This is a genomic window from Neoroseomonas lacus, assembly GCF_014644535.1.
GTDB lineage: Bacteria > Pseudomonadota > Alphaproteobacteria > Acetobacterales > Acetobacteraceae > Neoroseomonas > Neoroseomonas lacus.
Map to the genome: position 1 here is coordinate 185,781 of NZ_BMKW01000011.1, position 18,114 is coordinate 203,894.

Sequence of the window (18,114 nt, forward strand, 5' to 3'; positions counted from 1 at the left end):
CCGCCAATTCTTCGGCTCACCCGATGCCATCGACGGCCCGCCCCTGCCGCAGCGCAAAGACCCTCAGTGTACTGGCCAGGGGCGCGCCGTCTTCCGCCCGTGCCGCGTCCAGTTCCACCACCAGCCCCGCGAGGCTGACCGCGCGGTCCCGCGCGACCTGTTCCAGCACCGCCCAGAAATCGGGTTCCAGGGCGATCGAGGTGCGGTGCCCGGCCAGGCTGAAGGATCGCTTGGCCAGATGCGGCTTCACCCGCCGCCCTCCAGCGTGCCGCCCGGGCGCAGCATGTCCTCCGGGCGCACCCAGCGGTCGAAATCCGCCGGCGTCACATGGCCGAGCCGTTCGGCCGCGTCCTTCAGGGTGAGGTCCTCGGCCAGGGCGAGCTTGGCGATCTGCACCGCACGGTCATAGCCGATGCGGGGGTTCAGCGCGGTCACCAGCATTAGCGACTTCGCCATCTGGTCGGCGATCCGCGCCCGGTTGGGTTCCAGCTTGGCCACCATATGTTTGGCGAAGGAGGCGGCCGCGTCGCCCAGCAGCGTCGTGCTCTCCAGCACCGACTGGATGATCACCGGCTTGAACACGTTCAGTTCCAGATGCCCCTGCGCAGCGGCGAAGGTGACGGTGGTCTGGTTGCCCATGACGCGGGCGGCGACCATGGTCAGCGCCTCGGACTGCGTCGGGTTGGTCTTGCCGGGCATGATGGAGGAGGACAGCCCATCGGCCGGGATCACCAGCTCGCCGATCCCGGCCCGTGGGCCGGAACCGAGCAACCGGACATCATTGGCGATCTTGGTCAGCGAGACGGCGACGGTGTTCAGCGCGCCATGCAATTCGACGAAGGCGTCATGCGCGGCCATGCCTTCCGACTTGTCGGGGTTGGGGGCGAAGGCCTCGCCGGTGCGTTCAGCGACGATGGCGCAGAAGGTCTCGGCGAAGGCGGCATGGGTGTTCAGGCCCGTGCCGGCCGCGGTGCCGCCCTGCGGCAGCAACAGCAGGCGCGGGATGGCGTCGGTCACGCGGGCGATGCCGTTCTGCACCTGGCGGGCCCAGGTGGCGAATTCGCCGCCCAGGGTAACCGGCACCGCGTCCATCATGTGGGTCCGGCCGAGCTTCACGATCCCGGCGTATTCGTCTGCCTTGGCCGTCAGCGCGGTATGCAGCGCGGCCAGGCCGGGCAGTAGCCGGTGGCGCACCGCCTGGATGGCGGCGAGGTGCATCACCGTGGGGAAGCTGTCGTTGGACGACTGGCCCCGATTGACATGGTCGTTCGGATGGATCGGCTTCCGTGTCCCGAGCTTCTGGCCCAGCATTTCATTGGCGCGGTTCGAGATGACCTCGTTGGCGTTCATGTTGGTCTGGGTGCCGGAGCCGGTCTGCCAGACGGGCAGCGGGAAGTCGGCATCGCGCGCACCGGATTCGACCTCGGCCGCGGCCGCCTTGATCGGTTCGGCGATGTTCTCGGGCAATTCGCCGAGGCGGCGATTGGCCTCGGCCGAGGCCCATTTCTGCAGGCCGGTGGCGCGGACCACGCCAGGGTCGAGCCGGGCATCGCCGATGCGGAACAAGTCGCGGGCGCGCTCGGTCTGCGGGCCCCAGTAGCGATCGGCGGGGATCTCGATGGTGCCGAGGGAGTCTGTTTCCGTGCGGGTGGCGGTCATGGCGGCTGTCCCGGTTGAATACCCGTGGAGGGGCGACACCGCGCTGCGTTACCTCATCGGCATCGGATCGAGCGGGAGGGGCTCAGCGGTGACCCATAGGATTGAGGAGATCGAGGGGATCGAAAAGGTCCATGGCGAAAAGTTGCGCGCCAGCGGCATCGAGGGCGGCGAGAGGCGCCAGGCCGGCGGATATCGCCGCCCTGGCCGAGTCGAGCGGCATCATGGCCAGGCGGCGGCTGGCCGACGGCGCGAGGCGTTTCAGTCCCGCGCCCCGTAGGTCGAGATCTCGATCAGGTTGCCATCCGGGTCGCGGCAATAGACCGAGGTGATCGGCCCCAGCGCGCCGGCCTTGGCGACCGGACCCAGGGCGACGGCCACGCCGCATTGCTGCAAATGTGCGATGATCTGGTCGGCATCGACGGTCACGATGAAGCAGAGGTCGGCGGTGCCCGGCACGCCGCCGGCCGCCCCGGTCCACCATTCCTGCTGGGTCGCCTCGATCGGGCGGAGATTGATCTTCTGCCCGCCGAACTTCAGCGCCGTGCGGTTCTGTTCGCCGAACTCCTCGACATCCATGCCCAGCACGCGCTGGTACCAGGAGGCGGAGATGGTGACGTCCCGGCAGGTGACGACCAGGTGGTCAAGGCGATCGACGGCGAAGCGCATGTCGTGTCCCGGAACAGTGGCGGCGCCAGCCCTGTACAGGCCGGGGGCCGCCCTGTCACCCGCGCTCAGTTCCAGCGGCCGGGGTGGTAGCGCCAACGGTCGCCATCCTGGTCCCAGCGCGGCTGGGCGTATTCGCGGCCGCGCCGGCCACGGACCCAATGGCCTTCCTCCCAGACATAGCGGCGACCATTCCAGCGGTAATGCCCCTCCACCCAGACCCGGCCGCGCCGTGGCGGCGGCGCCGGGCGGGCATAGGGCGGCGGTGGTGGCGGACCGAACTGCAGGGTGATGCTCTGCGCCTCGGCGGTCGTGGGCAGGGCGAGGCCGGCCGCGACGGCGGCAAGGGCGGGCAGGGCGGCGAACAGACCTCGGCGCGTCGTCATGGCGTACTCTCCTTCGCGGGCGGTCGGTATTGGCCCGTCCCGACAAGCATCCGCGCCGCCTGCGGCGGCACGGAGGCGGGATTGCTGCGAAGGGTAACGGTCCGTGGCAGTAAGGGTTGCCTCAGCCGCGGCGGCGGGCGGTGACCTCGATCTCGATCTTCATCGCATCGGTCTGCAGGCCGGCATGGATCAGCGTTGAGGCCGGGCGGGCCTTGCCGAAATACTTCTTCACCACCGGCCAGCAGGGTTCCCAATCGGCGCGGTTGGGCACGATGAAGGTGACACGCACCACGTCGTCGAGCGTCGCGTCGGCCTGGGCCAGCGCCGCGGCGATATTGCGGAAGGTCTGGTCGCATTGCGCCGCGACATCCGGGGCAATGGTCATGGTCGCGTAGTCATAGCCGGTGGTGCCGGAGACCCAGATGTCGTCGCCGACCACGACGGCGCGGGAATAGCCGATCTCCTCCTCGAACTTCGAGCCGGAGGAAATGAGTCGGCGTTCGGTCATGGGGTGGATCCTTGATGGTGTCGGGTGGCGGGCATGAGTGCCCCGGCTTCAGGCGGTGACGGCGCCGCCGCAGCGTTCGGGGCGATGGATGCGTTCGGTCGAGGCGGGGAATGTCGAAAGCTTCGCCGCCGGGCGGATCGGGCGCGGCACCAGGTTGCCGCCGCAATTCGGGCAGAGCCCGCCGGGCAGCCGGGTGCGCGCGCAATCCACGCACCATGTGCATTCGAAGGAACAGATCAGCGCCTCGCGGCTGTCGGGCGGCAGGTCCCGGCCGCAGCATTCGCAGTTGGGACGGAGCTGGAGCATGGGTCGTTCCTTTCTCGGCCCGCCCATACTGTCATCGCATGGGCGGCGCGACGAGGACCGAGACGAGGTGCCGGACGATCGGCAGCACCACCAGCAGGGTGGGGAAGGCGAAGACCCAGGACATGGCCCAGGCGAGCGGCCAGGCATCGAGCGCCTCACGCGAGAAGCCCAAGGCGAGGAAGGTCGACACGCCCGAGATGATGCAAGTCATGATGACGGACAGCAGCAGGGGCATGACGATCCCGGCAAAGCGGGCCGGGATGCGGGGAATCGTGGTCACGATGGAACCTCACAGGACAAACGCCCGAACCAGCCGGCGGCATGGAGCCGCCTGGATGGGGGCAGGTTGGTGCGTTGCCTGGCGTGAGACGCTTACGGTCGCCGGGAGGCGACGGGCGCTGGATATCGCCAGCCGGCCCGGGTGGTCAAGCCATCGCGCCGGCCCCGCCTGCGCGGCCCGGCGCGGCGCGCGCTACTCCAGCCCTTCGTAGAAATCATTGCCCTTGTCGTCGACGACGATGAAGGCGGGGAAGTCCTCGACCTCGATCTTCCACACCGCTTCCATGCCGAGTTCGGGGTATTCCAGCACCTCGACCTTGCGGATGCAGTCCTGCGCCAGCCGGGCCGCCGGGCCGCCGACCGAACCGAGATAGAAGCCGCCGTACTTCTTGCAGGCGTTGAGCACCTGCTTCGAACGGTTGCCCTTGGCGAGCATGACCAGCGAGCCGCCATTGGCCTGGAAGGATTCGACGTAGCTGTCCATCCGCCCCGCCGTGGTCGGGCCGAAGGAGCCGGTGGCGTAGCCTTCCGGCGTCTTAGCCGGGCCGGCGTAATAGACCGGGTGGTCCTTGATGTATTGCGGCAGGCCCTGGCCGGCCTCGATGCGTTCCTGCAGCTTGGCGTGCGCGATGTCGCGGGCGACGACGATGGTGCCGGTCAGCGAGACGCGCGTCTTCACCGGGTACTGCGACAGCGTCGCGCGGATCTCGTCCATCGGGCGGTTGAGGTCGATCTTGACCACCTCGCCGCCGAGAATGTCCTCGGTGTGCTCGGGCAGGTAATGCGCCGGCTCGTGCTCCAGTTCCTCCAGGAACACGCCCTCGGGGGTGATCTTCGCCTTGATCTGGCGGTCGGCCGAACACGACACGCCGATGCCGATCGGCAGCGACGCACCATGCCGCGCCATGCGGATCACGCGCACGTCGTGGCAGAAATACTTGCCGCCGAACTGCGCGCCGATGCCGAGGTTCTGCGTCAGCTTGTGGATCTCGGCTTCGAGCTCGGTGTCGCGGATGGCGTGGCCGGAGGTGTCGCCCTTGGTCGGCAGTGCGTCGAGCCACTTCGTCGAGCCGAGCTTCACCGTCTTGAGGTTCATTTCGGCGCTCGTGCCGCCGATCACGATGGACAGGTGATAGGGCGGGCAGGCCGAGGTGCCGAGCGTCTTCACCTTCTCCTCGATGAAGGCGAGCAGCTTCGGCTTGTTCAGCACCGCGCGGGTCTGCTGGTACAGGAAGGTCTTGTTGGCCGACCCGCCGCCCTTGAGGATGAACATCAGGTGCATCTCATCGGCGTGGTGGTCGCCGGGCTGCGCCATGATGGAGAATTCGACCGGCATGTTGTTGCCGGTGTTGCTCTCCACGAAGGTGGAGATCGGCGCCATCATCGAATAGCGCAGGTTGGTCTCGGTGTAGGTACGCGCGACGCCGAAGGACAGCGCCTCCTCCTCGTCCCCCTCGACCCAGACGCGCTGGCCCTTTTTGCCGAAGACGATGGCGGTGCCGGTGTCCTGGCACATCGGCAGCACGCCGCCGGCGGCGATATTGGCATTCTTCAGCAGGTCGAGCGCGACGAAGCGGTCATTCGCGCTCGCCTCGGGATCCTTCAGGATGTTGGCGAGCTGCTGGAGATGCGCCGGGCGCAGCAGGTGGGAGACCTCGTGGCAGGCACGGAAGGCGAGTTCCGTCAGCGTCTCCGGCTTCACCTTGAGCACCGGCTTGCCTTCGACCTCGATGACCGAGACGCCGCCGATATCGAGCTTGCGATACGGCGTGGTGTCCTCGCCCAGCGGGAACATGGTGCTGAAGCGGTAGCCTTCGGGGCGGGCGGGGGCGGCGTCGTCGAGGGGCGGGGTCATGCGCGGTCTCCGGGCGCGCAACGGGCGCGCAAGGCGCGGTCTAGCGCAGGGCGGGGCAGGGCGCCAACCGGGCGCGGATGCGGCGATAAGGCTGGAGGGGCTCTGTCCCTCCAGACCACCTTGCCAAAGACCCGAGGCCTCTGGACACCTTTTGCCGCCTTTGCCATGGGGCGGCGCTGGATTTCGGAGAATTGTTCGTGTTATGTTCGCAGCATCAACAGGCGGATTGCGCTCAGCGCGGTAGCAGGCTGCGAGGAATAAAAGCTTAAAATCCTAAAATCTTAAAGTGTGCGATATCAAGCACTTCGATCCATTCGGCGGGTCAGCCATCCTTGGCTGGCTTGCGGCGGAAGGCATCCAAGCTGACCACCTGGGCCGGGCCGGACGGCGGTTCGGCGGCCGGGGCATCGGCCGGCGGCGCTTCCGGCTCCGGTACGTCATCCATCATCGCGGCGTCCATACCGAGCACCGGGAAGCGCAGGCCGAAGCGCACATGCGGGTCATGGAACATGGTCAGCGCGCCGAAGGGCACCACCAGCCGCGACGGCACGCCACCAAAGAACAATGTCACCTCGAAGCGCTGCGCCTGGCGGTCAACGATCAGGTCATCGTACTGGTGTTGCAGGACGATGGTGATCTCCTGCGGATAGCGCGCCTTGAGGTGCCCCGGCACCGAGGTGCCCGGATGATCGGTCCGGAAAGTCAGGTAGAAATGGTGATCCCCGGGCAAGCCATGGGCCGCCGCGCTTTCGATTGCGCGGATCGCGACTTCGCGCAGCGCTTCCTCCGCCCAGACATCGTAGGGCAGCAGGCTCTCAGGGGGTGGGGCATCATCGCTCATGCGGGCATCTATGGCACTTCGGCGAAAAATACCAAGAGAAGTGGGGGGCTTCTGTTGCCCGGTGCCCCCCGAACCGCGCTTACCTATCTCTAGGCAGCGAGCGCCACGGTCTCGCGACCGTTATCATTGGCACTTGTGATTTGGTCCGATGACGGCGGTACCATGCCGGGCAAAAGACGGATCTTTACCGCGCGCGTCGAGCCTATTTCGCCCCCATCTGCCGCTGATAAGGCGGGTTGAGTGGTGGAGGCGCCGGGTACCGCCCCCGGGTCCGCAACGCTTATTCCATACGCCGTTTATCGCCATAGTCACCAAGGTGACACGGTTCATATAGGCGAGAGCGCCGCGGATTTCGAGGGGTATTACGCTCCCTGCCCGTCGCGGCTCAATCCACGCTCGACAACGCGGGCATAGAGAGCCGCGCCATAGGGGATCGTCTCGTCGTTGAACTGGTAATGCGGGTTGTGCGGCATCGCCCCCGGACCGTTGCCGACATGGATGTACGCACCCGGGACCTTCTCCATCATGAAGGAGAAATCCTCCGACCCCATGCCCGGCGGATTGTCGCGCGCCACCTTCTCGGCGCCGACCAGTTCGGCCGCGGCCTCGGCATAAGCCTCGGTCTGGGTGGCGTCGTTGATGGTCGGGGCGAAGATCAGCCGCCAGTCGAGCGTCGCCGTCGCGCCGAAGCCGGCCGCCACGCCCTCGGCCAGGCGGCGCATTGCGTCCTCGATCTGCTCACCCACCTCGCGGGTGAAGAAGCGGGCCGTGCCCGAGATCGTCGCGGTCTCCGGGATGACGTTGTAGGCCTCGCCACCGATCACCTTGGTCACGCTGACCACGGCCGGGTCGCGTGGGGACAGCGTCCGGCTGACGATCGATTGCAGCGCGGTGGTGACGTGGCAGGCGGCGAGCACAGGGTCGATGCTGACCTCCGGCCGCGCGCCGTGCGAGCCCTTGCCGCGCACCACGATGTCGAAGAAGGCGCCACCGGCCGCGGTCGCGCCAGAACGGATGCCGTACTGGCCGACCGCCATGCCGGGCCGATTGTGCATGCCGTAGATGGCATCGCAGGGGAAGCGTTCGAACAGCCGGTCCGCGAGCATCGCCAGCGCGCCGCCGCAGCCTTCCTCGCCGGGCTGGAAGATGAAGTGGACGATGCCGTCGAAGTTGCGCGTCTCGGCCAGGTATTTGGCGGCACCCAGCAGCATGGTGGTGTGGCCGTCATGGCCGCAGGCATGCATCACGCCCTTGGTCGCGCTGCGGTAAGGGACGTCGTTGAGTTCCTCGATCGGCAGGGCGTCCATGTCGGCGCGCAGGCCGATGGCGCGGTTGCCGGTGCCGTTGCGCAGCACGCCGACCACGCCGGTGACGCCGACGCCGCGATGCACCTCGATGCCCCAGGATTCGAGCTTGCGGGCGACGATCTCGGCGGTGCGGTGTTCCGCCATGCCGAGTTCGGGATGGGTGTGGAAATCCTGCCGGATGGCAGTGAGTTCGGCATGGTCGCGGCGAATGGCGTCGAGGGGGGACATGGAGGCTCCGGTACGTGGTTGAGCCCATGCTGCACCCGGTTCCGGCGCCGGCCCAGCCCCCGGTCGGGCTGCCCATGCCCAGCGCTCCCAGCCTCGCGACCCCGCGTCCCCCCCCATGCCCATGGCCGGCGCCTTATCGGGTGCCGCTGTCTCTGGCCCTTGGCGCGGTGGTTCCAGGCCGCCTATTACGCGAGTTGGCGCGGCACGTTGCCGCCCCCGAGGGGACCGGCATGACGCTGACCGACGAACAGCAGCACGAAATCGAGGCCGCGCGGGCGGCGGAGGGCCGCACCCGCCGGCCGAGCGTGGCGGCGCTGGAACAGATGCTGTTTCAGGCGATTCCGGTGCTCGACCACGGCTTCGTCCGTGTCATCGACTATATGGGCGACGACGCGGCCATCGTGCAGGCGGCGCGCGTCTCCTATGGTCGCGGCACGCGGGCGGCGAATGAGGATCGTGGCCTCATCCGCTACCTGATGCGGCATCGCCATTCGACGCCCTTCGAGATGTGCGAGATCAAGTACCACGTGAAGCTGCCGATCTTCATCGCGCGGCAGTGGATCCGGCATCGCACGGCCAATGTGAACGAGTATTCCGCGCGCTATTCCATCCTCGATCGGGAGTTCTACATCCCCGCGCCGGACCAGTTGGCGGCACAGTCGGCGGTGAACCGCCAGGGTCGCGGCGATGTGCTGGAAGGTGCCGAGGCCGCCCGCGTGCTCGACCTGCTGCGCGAGGATGCGACGCGCAACTACGACCATTACCTCGAGATGCTGAACGAGGATGATGACGGCGCGGCGCGCGACCCCGGCCGGCAGGGGCTGGCGCGCGAATTGGCGCGGATGAACCTGACGCTGAATGCCTATACGCAGTGGTACTGGAAGACCGACCTGCACAATCTGCTGCACTTCCTCTCCCTGCGCGCCGATGCCCATGCCCAGTACGAGATCCGCGTCTATGCCGAGGCGATGCTGGACACCGTGAAGGCCTGGGTGCCGATGGCCTTCGACGCCTTCCGTGACTATCGGCTCGGCGCCGTGACGCTGTCGGCGCAGATGATGGGCATCGTGAAACGCATGTTGGCCGGCGAGGCGGTCGCGCAGGAAGGCTCCGGCCTGTCGAAGCGCGAATGGCGGGAGCTGATGGAGACGATCGGCCGCGATGCGGGCTGAGCGCGCCACGGCGATCCTCGATTTCCTGGCGGTCGCCGACCGGCTGAAGACCGTCGGGCGCCGTGGCCACGTGGTGCTGCCCGGCCGGCTTGATGACCGGGCGGAGGATGCCACCCTGTCGGGCCCGGCGGCATGAGCGGCAGCACGAAGACGCGTGCCCCCGCGAAACCGCGGACGGCAGGGACGCCGCGGGCGCCGCGGGCAAAGGCGAAGAAGCCGATCAGCCGGTGGGCCGCCCTCGGGCCCGCCACGCGGCGCTGGATCTTCATCGGGGGCTTCACGCTGGGCCTGCTGGTAGGCCTGCCGCTGGTGCATGCGCTGATGGGGGAGGTGGCGGCGATCCTCATCGGCACCTTCATCTTCGGCTTCGTGGTCGGACGGATGACCCAGAAGCGATAGCGCGTACCTGTCGGAAGGATTTCCGCGACATAACCATGGCCCTCCTTGTGCTTGAAGCGACGCCCGGTCTGTGGCGCGGCAGAAGGGCTTGGACATGGCATCACCCCCCCGTCGTGCATCCGGTTGACGAGACGCTGTCGCTGCCACGGCTGCTCCTGCTCGCCTTGCAGCATGTGCTGGTCATGTATGCCGGTGCCGTGGAGGTGCCGCTCATCATCGGTCGCGCATTGCACCTGCCGCCCAAGGACGTCGCCTTCCTGATCAGTGCCGACCTGTTCGCCTGCGGGCTTGCGACGCTGGTGCAGTGCGTGGGCTTTGGCGGGGTTTCATCGCGTGATCCAGGCCGCCGGCGCATGTGCGCCTGTGGTCATCATGCTCTAACGGCGCGCCTGTAACCTTCCGTCGCCGGCTGACGAAATCCTGATCAGTCCGACAGCTTGGGGGGAACCCGCCATGACCCGCACCGACCGCATCCTGCGCCTGCTCGCCTGGCCTGCCGCGATTTGGATCGCCTACGAATTTCTCTGGTACGAGCAGTACAAGCTGACTGGCCATCCGGCATCGGTGGAAGGAATATTCCAACCGCTGGCGAATTGGTTCGGCATCCCGGCTTATGAGAAGCCGTTCCGCTTGACCGTCGCGATCATGGAGATCATCGCCGCGCTGCTGGTGTTGGTGCCGCTGACGCGCGCCTGGGGTGCGCTGCTGGCGGTCGGGCTGATGAGCGGCGCGATCTTTTTCCACACGATCGGGCCGATCGGCATCGACCCCTATGGCGATGGCGGGCAGCTGTTCAAGGAAGCCTGCTTCACCTGGGTGATGGGCGTCTTCGTCGCCTATGCGCACCGGCAGGATATCTTCGCCGTCGCCGCGCGGTGCGGCCTGCCTGTGCGAGCCGTCCGGGCCGGGTAGGTCCGGTGCCCCGGTCGCGGCGTGCTGCGCGACCGGGGCGAGGGCTGCGTCACCGGCGGCGTAGCGTGCTCACATCCCGCACTGCCCCGCGCGAGGCACTGGTCGCCAGCGCCGCATAGGCCTTCAACGCCGTGCTCACCTGCCGCTTGCGCGGCGCGGCCGGCTGCCAGGCATCCGCGCCCTTCGCTTCCATCGCGACGCGGCGGCGGGCGAGGTCCTCCTCCGACACGGCGAGGCGGATGGTGCGGGCGGGGATGTCGATCTCGATCGTATCGCCTTCCTCGACCAGGCCGACCGTGCCGCCTTCCGCCGCCTCCGGCGAGCAATGCCCGATCGACAGGCCCGAGGAGCCGCCCGAGAAACGCCCATCCGTCACCAGGGCGCAGACCTTCCCCAGGCCCTTCGATTTCAGATAGCTGGTCGGGTAGAGCATCTCCTGCATGCCCGGCCCGCCGCGCGGGCCTTCATAACGGACCAGCACCACATCGCCGGCCTTCACGGTGCCGCCGAGGATGGCCTCGACCGAGGCGTCCTGGCTTTCGAAGACGCGGGCGGGGCCGGTGAAGCGCAGGATTGCGGCATCGACACCGGCCGTCTTCACAATGCAGCCTTCCTCGGCGAGGTTGCCGTAGAGCACCGCCAGCCCGCCATCGACCGAGAAGGCATGCGCCGCGTCGCGGATCACGCCCTTCTCGCGGTCGAGGTCGAGGCTCTCCCACCGTTCGGACTGGCTGAAGGCGACGGTGGTCGGGATGCCGCCGGGTGCGGCGCTGAAGAAGTCGTGCACCGCCTTGGCGTTGGTGCGGCAGACATCCCACTGGGCCAGCGCCTCGGCGAGGGAGGGCGCGTCGACGCGCGACACCGAGGTGTCGATCAATCCGGCGCGGTCGAGTTCGCCGAGGATGCCCATGATGCCGCCGGCGCGGTGCACATCCTCGACATGGACGTTGGCAACCGAGGGCGCGACCTTGCACAGCACCGGCACGCGGCGCGACAGGCGGTCGATATCGGCCATGGCGAAGGACACCTCGCCTTCCTGCGCAGCGGCGAGCAGGTGCAGCACCGTGTTGGTCGACCCGCCCATGGCGATGTCGAGCGTCATGGCGTTCTCGAAGGCAGTGCGGGTCGCGACGTTGCGCGGCAGCACCGTGTCGTCGTCGGTTTCGTAGTGCTGGCGGGTGATCTCGACAATGCGGCGGCCGGCTTCGAGGAAGAGGCGCTCGCGGTCCGAATGCGTCGCGACGACCGTGCCGTTGCCGGGCAAAGCGAGGCCGAGCGCCTCGGTCAGGCAGTTCATCGAGTTGGCGGTGAACATGCCCGAGCAGGATCCACAGGTCGGGCAAGCGGAGCGTTCGATGACCGCCACTTCCTCATCGGTCACCGAGGCATCGGCGGCGACGATCATGGCGTCGATCAGATCCACGCTGCGCTTCTGGCCGCGATGCACGACCTTGCCGGCCTCCATCGGCCCGCCCGAGACGAAGATGGTGGGGATGTTCAGTCGCATCGCGGCCATCAGCATGCCGGGCGTGATCTTGTCGCAGTTGGAGATGCAGACCAGCGCGTCGGCGCAATGGGCGTTGACCATGTACTCGACGCTGTCGGCGATCAGCTCGCGCGAGGGCAGGCTGTAGAGCATGCCGTCATGGCCCATGGCGATGCCGTCATCGACTGCGATGGTGTTGAATTCCTTGGCGACGCCGCCGGCCTTCTCGATCTCCCGCGCGACCAGCTGGCCGAGGTCCTTCAGATGCACATGGCCCGGGACGAACTGGGTGAAGGAATTGGCGATGGCGATGATCGGCTTGCCGAAATCGCCGTCCTTCATGCCCGTGGCGCGCCATAGGCCCCGCGCGCCGGCCATGTTGCGGCCATGGGTGGTGGTGCGGGAGCGATATTGCGGCATGCGGGCGTTCCTCGTCGCGGTTCCGGTGGCCGGGCGCCAATCAGGTCCGGCCGGCATTGCGCCAGGATGTAGCGCGGATGGCCGTCGAGGCCAAAATGGGTCGGTGGCTCGAGGGGCGCCGCCCCTCGAGCACCCCCGCCAGGAAACTCAGCTTCCTGGACCTTCGGGCGATTTCTGCGAAATCGAGTGGGCCCCGGGCACGACATGGCCGTCAGGAGCTAAAAGATGCCATTCCGAAGGTCGCCGGCCTTTGGTGAGGTGGCTTGGAGGGGCAAGGCCCCTCCAACCTTCAGCCGGTCAAGTCGATACGCGCGGCGTCAGTCCACCACGATGGCCGGCCCGGCCTCGGCCTTGGCTCGCGCCTTCTCCCACACCCGCGCGGCGATGGCGCGGTAGGTGGCGGCTTCCTCGCTGTCCGGCCGGGCGGTGACGATTGGTGTCCCGGCATCGGCCAGCTCGCGGATTTCCAGCTTCAGCGGCAATTCGCCGAGGAATTCGACGCCGAGGCGGTCAGCCTCCCGCTTTGCCCCGCCATGGCCGAACAGATCGGCCCGGTGGTTGCAGTTCGGGCAGCAGTAGTAGGACATGTTCTCGATCAGCCCGAGCACTGGGACGTTCACCTTCTCGAACATCCGCACGCCGCGGCGGGCGTCGAGCAGGGCCACGTCCTGCGGCGTGGAAACGATGACGGCGCCGGCCAGCGGCACGCGCTGGGACATGGTCAGCTGCGCGTCGCCGGTGCCGGGGGGCATGTCGACGATCATGATGTCGAGCGCGCCCCACTCGACCTGGCCCATCATCTGTTCGAGCGCGCCCATCACCATCGGGCCGCGCCAGATCATCGGCGTCTCCTCATCGACCAGGAAGCCGATGGACATGGCCTTCAGGCCCCAGCGGGTCAGCGGGGTGATGCGGTCCCCGGTCGCGCGCGGGCGTTCCCGGGTGCCGAGCATCTGCGGCAGGGAGGGACCGTAGATGTCGGCGTCCAGCAGCCCGACCTTCAGCCCCTGCGCCGCCAGCGCGACGGCGAGGTTCACCGCCGTGGTCGATTTGCCCACACCACCCTTGCCGGAGGCGACGGCGACGATCGCACCCACTTCCGGCAGCAGCATCGGGCCCTGCCCGGATGGCGCCTTCGCGGCCTGGCGGGGGGTAGCGGGTTGCGGCGCGACGTCGCGATGGGCGGTCAGCACGACGGTGGCGCTGAGGACGCCGGGCACGGCGGCGGCGGCTTTCTGGGCGGCGGCGCGCAGCGGTTCCATCTGCGCGGCCCGTTCGCGCGGCACCTGGAGGGAGAATTGCACTAGGCCATCGCGCGCCGCGAGGCCCTGCACTATGCCCGCGGATACCACGTCGCGCCCCGTTGCGGGGTCCTTCACCGACCGCAGCGCCACCGTCACCGCTTCCGCCAGAGTCTCAGCCATCGCTTGAAAAGCCCTCGTTACTGGACAATATCGCCTACGCCGGGCGAGGTTGACGCTTCGAACGGGTCACCCCCCCGGTGACCCGACCGGCATGCATATGGTCGGTCGCGGCGCGTCATGCATCCCCACATGGCAGGCGCCGGGCGAGACGTCACCACCTTGAATTGAGTTTGGAGGCCCAACGTCGAATGCCCTGGAACAACAGCGGCGGCCAGAGTCCCTGGGGGAACCCGAAGCCCGGCGGGCCGTGGGGCTCGCCGCCTCCGCCCGGCGGTGGCGGACCCGGTGGGCCCACCGGTGGTGGGCGCGGACCCGACCTCGATGATATGATCCGCCAGGCGCAGGAGGCGGTGCGCCGCTACCTGCCGCGCGGCGGCGGCAAGGGGCTGGCGCTGCTCGGTCTGGTGCTGGTGGCGTTCTGGGGGGCCTCGGGCTTCTATCGGGTGCAGCCCGACGAACAGGGCGTCGTGATGCGCTTCGGTGCCTTCAACCGCACGGCGCCGCCGGGCCTGAACTATCACATCCCCTGGCCGGTCGAATCGGTGACGACGCCGCGCGTGACGCGCATCAACCGCGTCGATATCGGCTTCATCGGCACGCCGGAGGTGGGGGTCGTCTCCGGCCGTGTGCAGCCGTCGCGCGACGTGCTGGCCGAAAGCATGATGCTAACGGGTGACGAGAACATCATCGACATCGACGTCGCGGTGTTCTGGCGCATCCGCGATGCCGGCGAATTCCTGTTCAACACCCGCAACCCGGAAAGCACCGTCAAGGCGGCCGCCGAATCGGTGATGCGGGAGGTGATCGGCCGCACGCCGATCCAGCCCGCGCTGACCGAGGCGCGCGCGCAGATCGAGCAGGATGTCCGTGCCGGCACCCAGGCGATCATGGACCAGTACAACGCCGGCATCGAGATCATGCAGGTGCAGTTGCAGAAGGTCGATCCGCCGCCCCAGGTGGTCGATGCCTTCCGCGATGTGCAGCGCGCCAATGCCGACCGAGAGCGGCTGCGCAACGAGGCGGAATCCTTCCGCAACGACATCATCCCGCGCGCCCGCGGCGAGGCCGAGCGGATCGTCCAGGAAGCCCGCGGCGTCCGCGAAAGCCAGATCGCCCGCGCCAGCGGCGAGGCGGCGCGGTTCACCTCGGTGCTGACCGCCTATCAGTCGGCGCGCGATGTGACGGTGCGGCGCCTTTACCTTGAAACGATGGAGGACATCCTGCGGCGCAACCCGATGGTGATCGTCGATGACCGGCTGCAGGGCGTGGTGCCCTTCCTGCCGCTCGGCGACGCCGGCAATACCCCGCGCGCGCTGCAGGGCAGCAGCAGCAGCGTGCCGACGACGCGGCCGGCACCCCTGCCGCCGTCCGGGGCGCCGGGCGGTCCCGCCGTTCAGGGCCGCATTCAGCCAGGAGCCACGCGATGAACCGCTCGGTCATTGCCATCGGTGCGCTGGTGGTCGTCGGGCTGACGGCGGTTTCCTCCGTCTTCACCGTGCAGCAGACGCAGCAGGTGCTCATCACCCAGCTCGGCGACCCGATCCGGGTCATCGAGACGCCAGGCCTGCATGTGAAGTTGCCGTTCATCCAGTCGGTCATCACCTTCGACCGCCGGCTGCTCGACTTCGATGCGCCGGGCGAGGAGGTCATCCTGGGTGACCAGCGGCGGCTGATCGTGGATAGCTTCACGCGCTATCGCATCACCAATCCGCTGGTGTTCTACCAAACCGTGGGAGCGACCGAGCAGGGCATCCGCGCGCGGCTGAATTCGATCGTCTCGTCCTCGTTGCGGCGCGTGCTGGGCAATGAGCCGCTGCTCTCGGTCCTGTCGACCGACCGGCCGCGGATCATGGGTGAGATCCGCAACCAGGTGAACGCCGAGGCGCGGCAGTTCGGCATCGAGGTCGTGGATGTCCGCATCCGTCGCGCCGACCTGCCGGAGGAAAACACCCAGGCGATCCTGTCGCGCATGCAGTCCGAGCGCGAACGCGTCGCCCGGGAAGCCCGCGCGGAGGGTGCCGAGGTGGCGCAGCGCGTGCGTGCCGGCGCCGAGCGCGAGCGGACCGTGCTGCTGGCGGAAGCCCAGGCGCAGTCCGACGTGTTGCGCGGCCAGGGCGAACAGGAAGCGATCGGCATCGTTGCCGCGGCATTCGGCCGTGACATCGAGTTCTTCCAGTTCTGGCGCAGCATGCAGGCCTATCGCGAGGCGTTCTCGGAAGGGCACACCCGCATGGTGATGACGCCGGATTCCGAGTTCTTCCGCTACTTCCGCGGCAGTGGCGGGCTGCCGCAGGCACCGGCGTCGACGTCCGCGACAGCGCCGACGCCCGCAACGGCTCCGGCTCCGGCTGATAGGCCGTCGCCAGCGCCGGCAACGGATGCGCCGGCGCCGAAGTGACGCTGACCGGGCTCCTCCAGGGTGTGGCCGTCGTGCTGGCCCTGGAGGGTATGGCCTACGCCCTGGCCCCCGCTGCCATGCGCCGGGCGATCAAGACCCTGGCCGAGGCGCCCGAACAGCGCTTGCGCCTCGGTGGTTTGGTGGCAGCCGTGCTGGGTGTTGCCATCGCCTGGGCGCTGAAGGATGGTTAAGTGGCCGTTCATGGCGTCCATGCAGCATTTCGTTGCATGATGAAGGCTTCCGCCCCAGGGCTGGATCGCCGCATCCTCCCTATACGACCCGCTCTGGATCATTCCGCATGAGGTTCACCGCCGTGCGCTTTGCCGTCATCGTCCTTTCCGCCGTTCTGGCGGGTGCTTCCCTCGTATCGCCCGCCGACGCGCAGCGAGCGCCGGAAACCTTCGCACCGCTCGCCCGCCAGCTGCTGCCGGCGGTGGTCAATATCTCGACCACGCAGGCCGTGCAGGCGCGCCCCGGCCGGCCGGATGCGCCGGAGATGCCGCAGGCCCCGCCCGGCAGCCCCTTCGAGGAATTCTTCCGCGACTTCTTCAACCGCAACCGCCCTGGCCAGGAAGGCGGCCCGCAGCAGCCGCAGCGCCCGCAGCGGCGCGGCCAGTCGCTCGGGTCGGGCTTCATCATCGATGCGGCGCAGGGCATCGTGGTGACGAACAACCACGTCATCGACGGCGCGGATGAGATCAACGTCATCCTGCAGGACAACACGACCATCCGTGCGGAGCTGCTGGGCACCGACCCGCGCACCGATGTGGCCGTTCTGCGTATCCGCACCGAACACCCGCTGAGCGCCGTCACCTTCGGCAATTCCGATGACGCGCAGGTCGGCGACTGGGTGCTGGCGATCGGGAACCCCTTCGGGCTGGGCGGGACCGTCACGGCCGGCATCGTCTCGGCGCGCGGCCGCGACATCCGCCAGGGGCTCTATGACGACTTCATCCAGACCGATGCCGCCATCAACCGCGGCAATTCGGGTGGGCCGCTGTTCAACATGGCTGGCCAGGTGGTGGGCATCAACACCGCGATCTATTCGCCTTCGGGCGGTTCGATCGGCATCGGCTTCTCGATCCCGTCCAATCTCGCGAGCCGCATCGTGGTGCAGCTGCGCGACGGTGGCCGGGTGCGTCGTGGCTGGCTCGGGGTCAATATCCAGCAGGTGACGGACGAGATTGCCGAGGCGCTGCGCCTGCCGGGCGGTGCCCGCGGCGCGCTGGTCGCCCGCGCCCAGGAAGGTGGGCCGGCGGCGGCGGGCGGTATCCGTTCGGGTGACGTCATCCTGCGCTTCAATGGGGCCGAGGTGCGCGAGATGCGCAACCTGCCGCGCATCGTCGCCGACAACACCGTGGGCGAGCAGGTGCCCGTGGTGATCTGGCGCGATGGCAAGGAAGAGACGGTGTCCATCACGCTCGGCGAGCTGCCGGCTGACCAGAGCCAGGCTGCCGCCGCCGCACCGGCCCCGGCCCAGCCGGCGCGCCCGGTGGAGCTGGAGGGTCTTGGCCTGATGGTGGCGCCGATAACCGATGAGCTGCGCCAGCGCTTCAGCCTGCGGGCCGAGCAGAACGGTGTCGTCATCGTGGAGGTGGCGCCGAACAGCCCGGCAGCCGAGCGGGAACTTCGGCCGGGTGACGTGATCGTCGAAGTGCAGCAGGAACGCGTGACCACACCGGCCGAGGTGCAGGAGCGCATCGCGCGGCTGCGCCAGCAGAACCGCGGCGTCGCCCTGTTCGGGGTGGAGGGCACGGGCGGCCAGCGCTTCGTGCCGCTGCGGTTGCGCGGGGAGCGCGGCGCGCCGGGTTGATCGCGGAGGGGCCAGACCCCTCCGGCTGTCACAGGCTGCCGTTGTTTCGACACGCGGG

At 68.3% G+C, this 18,114-nt stretch carries 21 protein-coding genes and 1 other RNA gene; 9 read left to right on the top strand and 13 right to left on the bottom strand.

Going from position 1 to position 18,114, the window contains the following annotated elements:
- Positions 1-16: 16 nt before the first annotated feature.
- From IEY36_RS21640 to IEY36_RS21690, 11 genes are all read right to left on the bottom strand, one after another.
- The gene (locus IEY36_RS21640) at positions 17-250 is read right to left on the bottom strand and encodes a ribbon-helix-helix domain-containing protein (RefSeq protein ID WP_188970736.1); all 234 of its coding nucleotides are present in this window, start codon (positions 248-250) and stop codon (positions 17-19) included.
- Positions 247-1,659, bottom strand: a complete 1,413-nt coding sequence (locus tag IEY36_RS21645; protein WP_188970738.1) for a class II fumarate hydratase — start codon at positions 1,657-1,659, stop codon at positions 247-249. Before IEY36_RS21645 ends, IEY36_RS21640 begins: the two co-directional genes overlap by 4 nt.
- A 258-nt stretch (positions 1,660-1,917) precedes the next feature.
- The gene (locus tag IEY36_RS21650; protein WP_188970740.1) at positions 1,918-2,325 is read right to left on the bottom strand and encodes a VOC family protein; all 408 of its coding nucleotides are present in this window, start codon (positions 2,323-2,325) and stop codon (positions 1,918-1,920) included.
- Positions 2,326-2,390: 65 nt separating this feature from the next.
- Entirely contained in the window at positions 2,391-2,708 is a 318-nt protein-coding gene (locus IEY36_RS21655; protein ID WP_188970742.1) for a YXWGXW repeat-containing protein, read from the bottom strand.
- Between the two features lie 121 nt (positions 2,709-2,829).
- Complete coding sequence (locus IEY36_RS21660) at positions 2,830-3,216, bottom strand: RidA family protein (protein WP_188970744.1); 387 nt, start codon at positions 3,214-3,216, stop codon at positions 2,830-2,832.
- 48 nt (positions 3,217-3,264) lie between these two features.
- Complete coding sequence (locus IEY36_RS21665) at positions 3,265-3,522, bottom strand: DUF1272 domain-containing protein (RefSeq protein WP_188970746.1); 258 nt, start codon at positions 3,520-3,522, stop codon at positions 3,265-3,267.
- A gap of 31 nt (positions 3,523-3,553) precedes the next feature.
- Complete coding sequence (locus tag IEY36_RS21670) at positions 3,554-3,802, bottom strand: DUF2798 domain-containing protein (RefSeq protein ID WP_229681484.1); 249 nt, start codon at positions 3,800-3,802, stop codon at positions 3,554-3,556.
- Positions 3,803-3,994: 192 nt separating this feature from the next.
- Complete coding sequence (locus tag IEY36_RS21675) at positions 3,995-5,656, bottom strand: fumarate hydratase (protein WP_272873140.1); 1,662 nt, start codon at positions 5,654-5,656, stop codon at positions 3,995-3,997.
- Between the two features lie 322 nt (positions 5,657-5,978).
- Complete coding sequence (locus tag IEY36_RS21680; protein WP_188970748.1) at positions 5,979-6,497, bottom strand: SspB family protein; 519 nt, start codon at positions 6,495-6,497, stop codon at positions 5,979-5,981.
- A gap of 39 nt (positions 6,498-6,536) precedes the next feature.
- Positions 6,537-6,857: a transfer-messenger RNA gene (ssrA, locus tag IEY36_RS21685) on the bottom strand.
- A gap of 2 nt (positions 6,858-6,859) precedes the next feature.
- Positions 6,860-8,032, bottom strand: a complete 1,173-nt coding sequence (locus IEY36_RS21690; RefSeq protein ID WP_188970750.1) for a M20 aminoacylase family protein — start codon at positions 8,030-8,032, stop codon at positions 6,860-6,862.
- A gap of 230 nt (positions 8,033-8,262) precedes the next feature.
- Here IEY36_RS21690 and thyX point away from each other — a divergent pair, with 230 nt between their 5' ends.
- The 5 genes from thyX to IEY36_RS21715 are packed head-to-tail and all read left to right on the top strand — an operon-like array spanning position 8,263 to position 10,515.
- Positions 8,263-9,204 carry an FAD-dependent thymidylate synthase gene (thyX, locus tag IEY36_RS21695; protein WP_188970752.1) on the top strand — a complete coding sequence of 314 codons (942 nt, stop codon included), beginning with the start codon at positions 8,263-8,265 and terminating at the stop codon, positions 9,202-9,204.
- On the top strand, positions 9,194-9,340 hold the full coding sequence (locus IEY36_RS21700) for a hypothetical protein (RefSeq protein WP_188970754.1): 147 nt from the start codon (positions 9,194-9,196) through the stop codon (positions 9,338-9,340). Before thyX ends, IEY36_RS21700 begins: the two co-directional genes overlap by 11 nt.
- Positions 9,337-9,603: a hypothetical protein gene (locus IEY36_RS21705; protein WP_188970756.1), complete on the top strand. Its 267-nt coding sequence runs from the start codon at positions 9,337-9,339 to the stop codon at positions 9,601-9,603. Before IEY36_RS21700 ends, IEY36_RS21705 begins: the two co-directional genes overlap by 4 nt.
- Positions 9,604-9,638: 35 nt before the next feature.
- Positions 9,639-9,998: a solute carrier family 23 protein gene (locus tag IEY36_RS21710; protein ID WP_272873141.1), complete on the top strand. Its 360-nt coding sequence runs from the start codon at positions 9,639-9,641 to the stop codon at positions 9,996-9,998.
- 58 nt (positions 9,999-10,056) lie between these two features.
- Positions 10,057-10,515: a DoxX family protein gene (locus tag IEY36_RS21715; RefSeq protein ID WP_188970758.1), complete on the top strand. Its 459-nt coding sequence runs from the start codon at positions 10,057-10,059 to the stop codon at positions 10,513-10,515.
- A gap of 49 nt (positions 10,516-10,564) precedes the next feature.
- Here IEY36_RS21715 and ilvD read toward each other — a convergent pair whose 3' ends face one another.
- On the bottom strand, positions 10,565-12,421 hold the full coding sequence (gene ilvD, locus IEY36_RS21720; protein WP_188970759.1) for a dihydroxy-acid dehydratase: 1,857 nt from the start codon (positions 12,419-12,421) through the stop codon (positions 10,565-10,567).
- Positions 12,422-12,738: 317 nt separating this feature from the next.
- A complete protein-coding gene (locus IEY36_RS21725; RefSeq protein WP_188970761.1) occupies positions 12,739-13,845 on the bottom strand; it encodes an Mrp/NBP35 family ATP-binding protein in 1,107 nt (368 codons plus the stop codon).
- A 326-nt stretch (positions 13,846-14,171) separates the two neighbouring features.
- Between IEY36_RS21725 and hflK the strand changes: the two genes are divergently transcribed.
- The 4 genes from hflK to IEY36_RS21745 all read left to right on the top strand — a co-directional run bounded on the left by hflK (position 14,172) and on the right by IEY36_RS21745 (position 18,056).
- Positions 14,172-15,272, top strand: coding sequence for an FtsH protease activity modulator HflK (gene hflK, locus IEY36_RS21730; RefSeq protein ID WP_456307053.1), 1,101 nt, complete (start codon positions 14,172-14,174; stop codon positions 15,270-15,272).
- Positions 15,269-16,243 carry a protease modulator HflC gene (hflC, locus tag IEY36_RS21735; RefSeq protein ID WP_188970765.1) on the top strand — a complete coding sequence of 325 codons (975 nt, stop codon included), beginning with the start codon at positions 15,269-15,271 and terminating at the stop codon, positions 16,241-16,243. The genes hflK and hflC overlap by 4 nt, the downstream gene beginning before the upstream one ends.
- Positions 16,240-16,434 (top strand): DUF2065 domain-containing protein, encoded by a 195-nt coding sequence (locus IEY36_RS21740; protein WP_188970767.1) that lies wholly within the window; start codon positions 16,240-16,242, stop codon positions 16,432-16,434. Before hflC ends, IEY36_RS21740 begins: the two co-directional genes overlap by 4 nt.
- Positions 16,435-16,541: 107 nt before the next feature.
- Positions 16,542-18,056 (top strand): DegQ family serine endoprotease, encoded by a 1,515-nt coding sequence (locus IEY36_RS21745; RefSeq protein ID WP_188970769.1) that lies wholly within the window; start codon positions 16,542-16,544, stop codon positions 18,054-18,056.
- Positions 18,057-18,114: the final 58 nt, after the last annotated feature.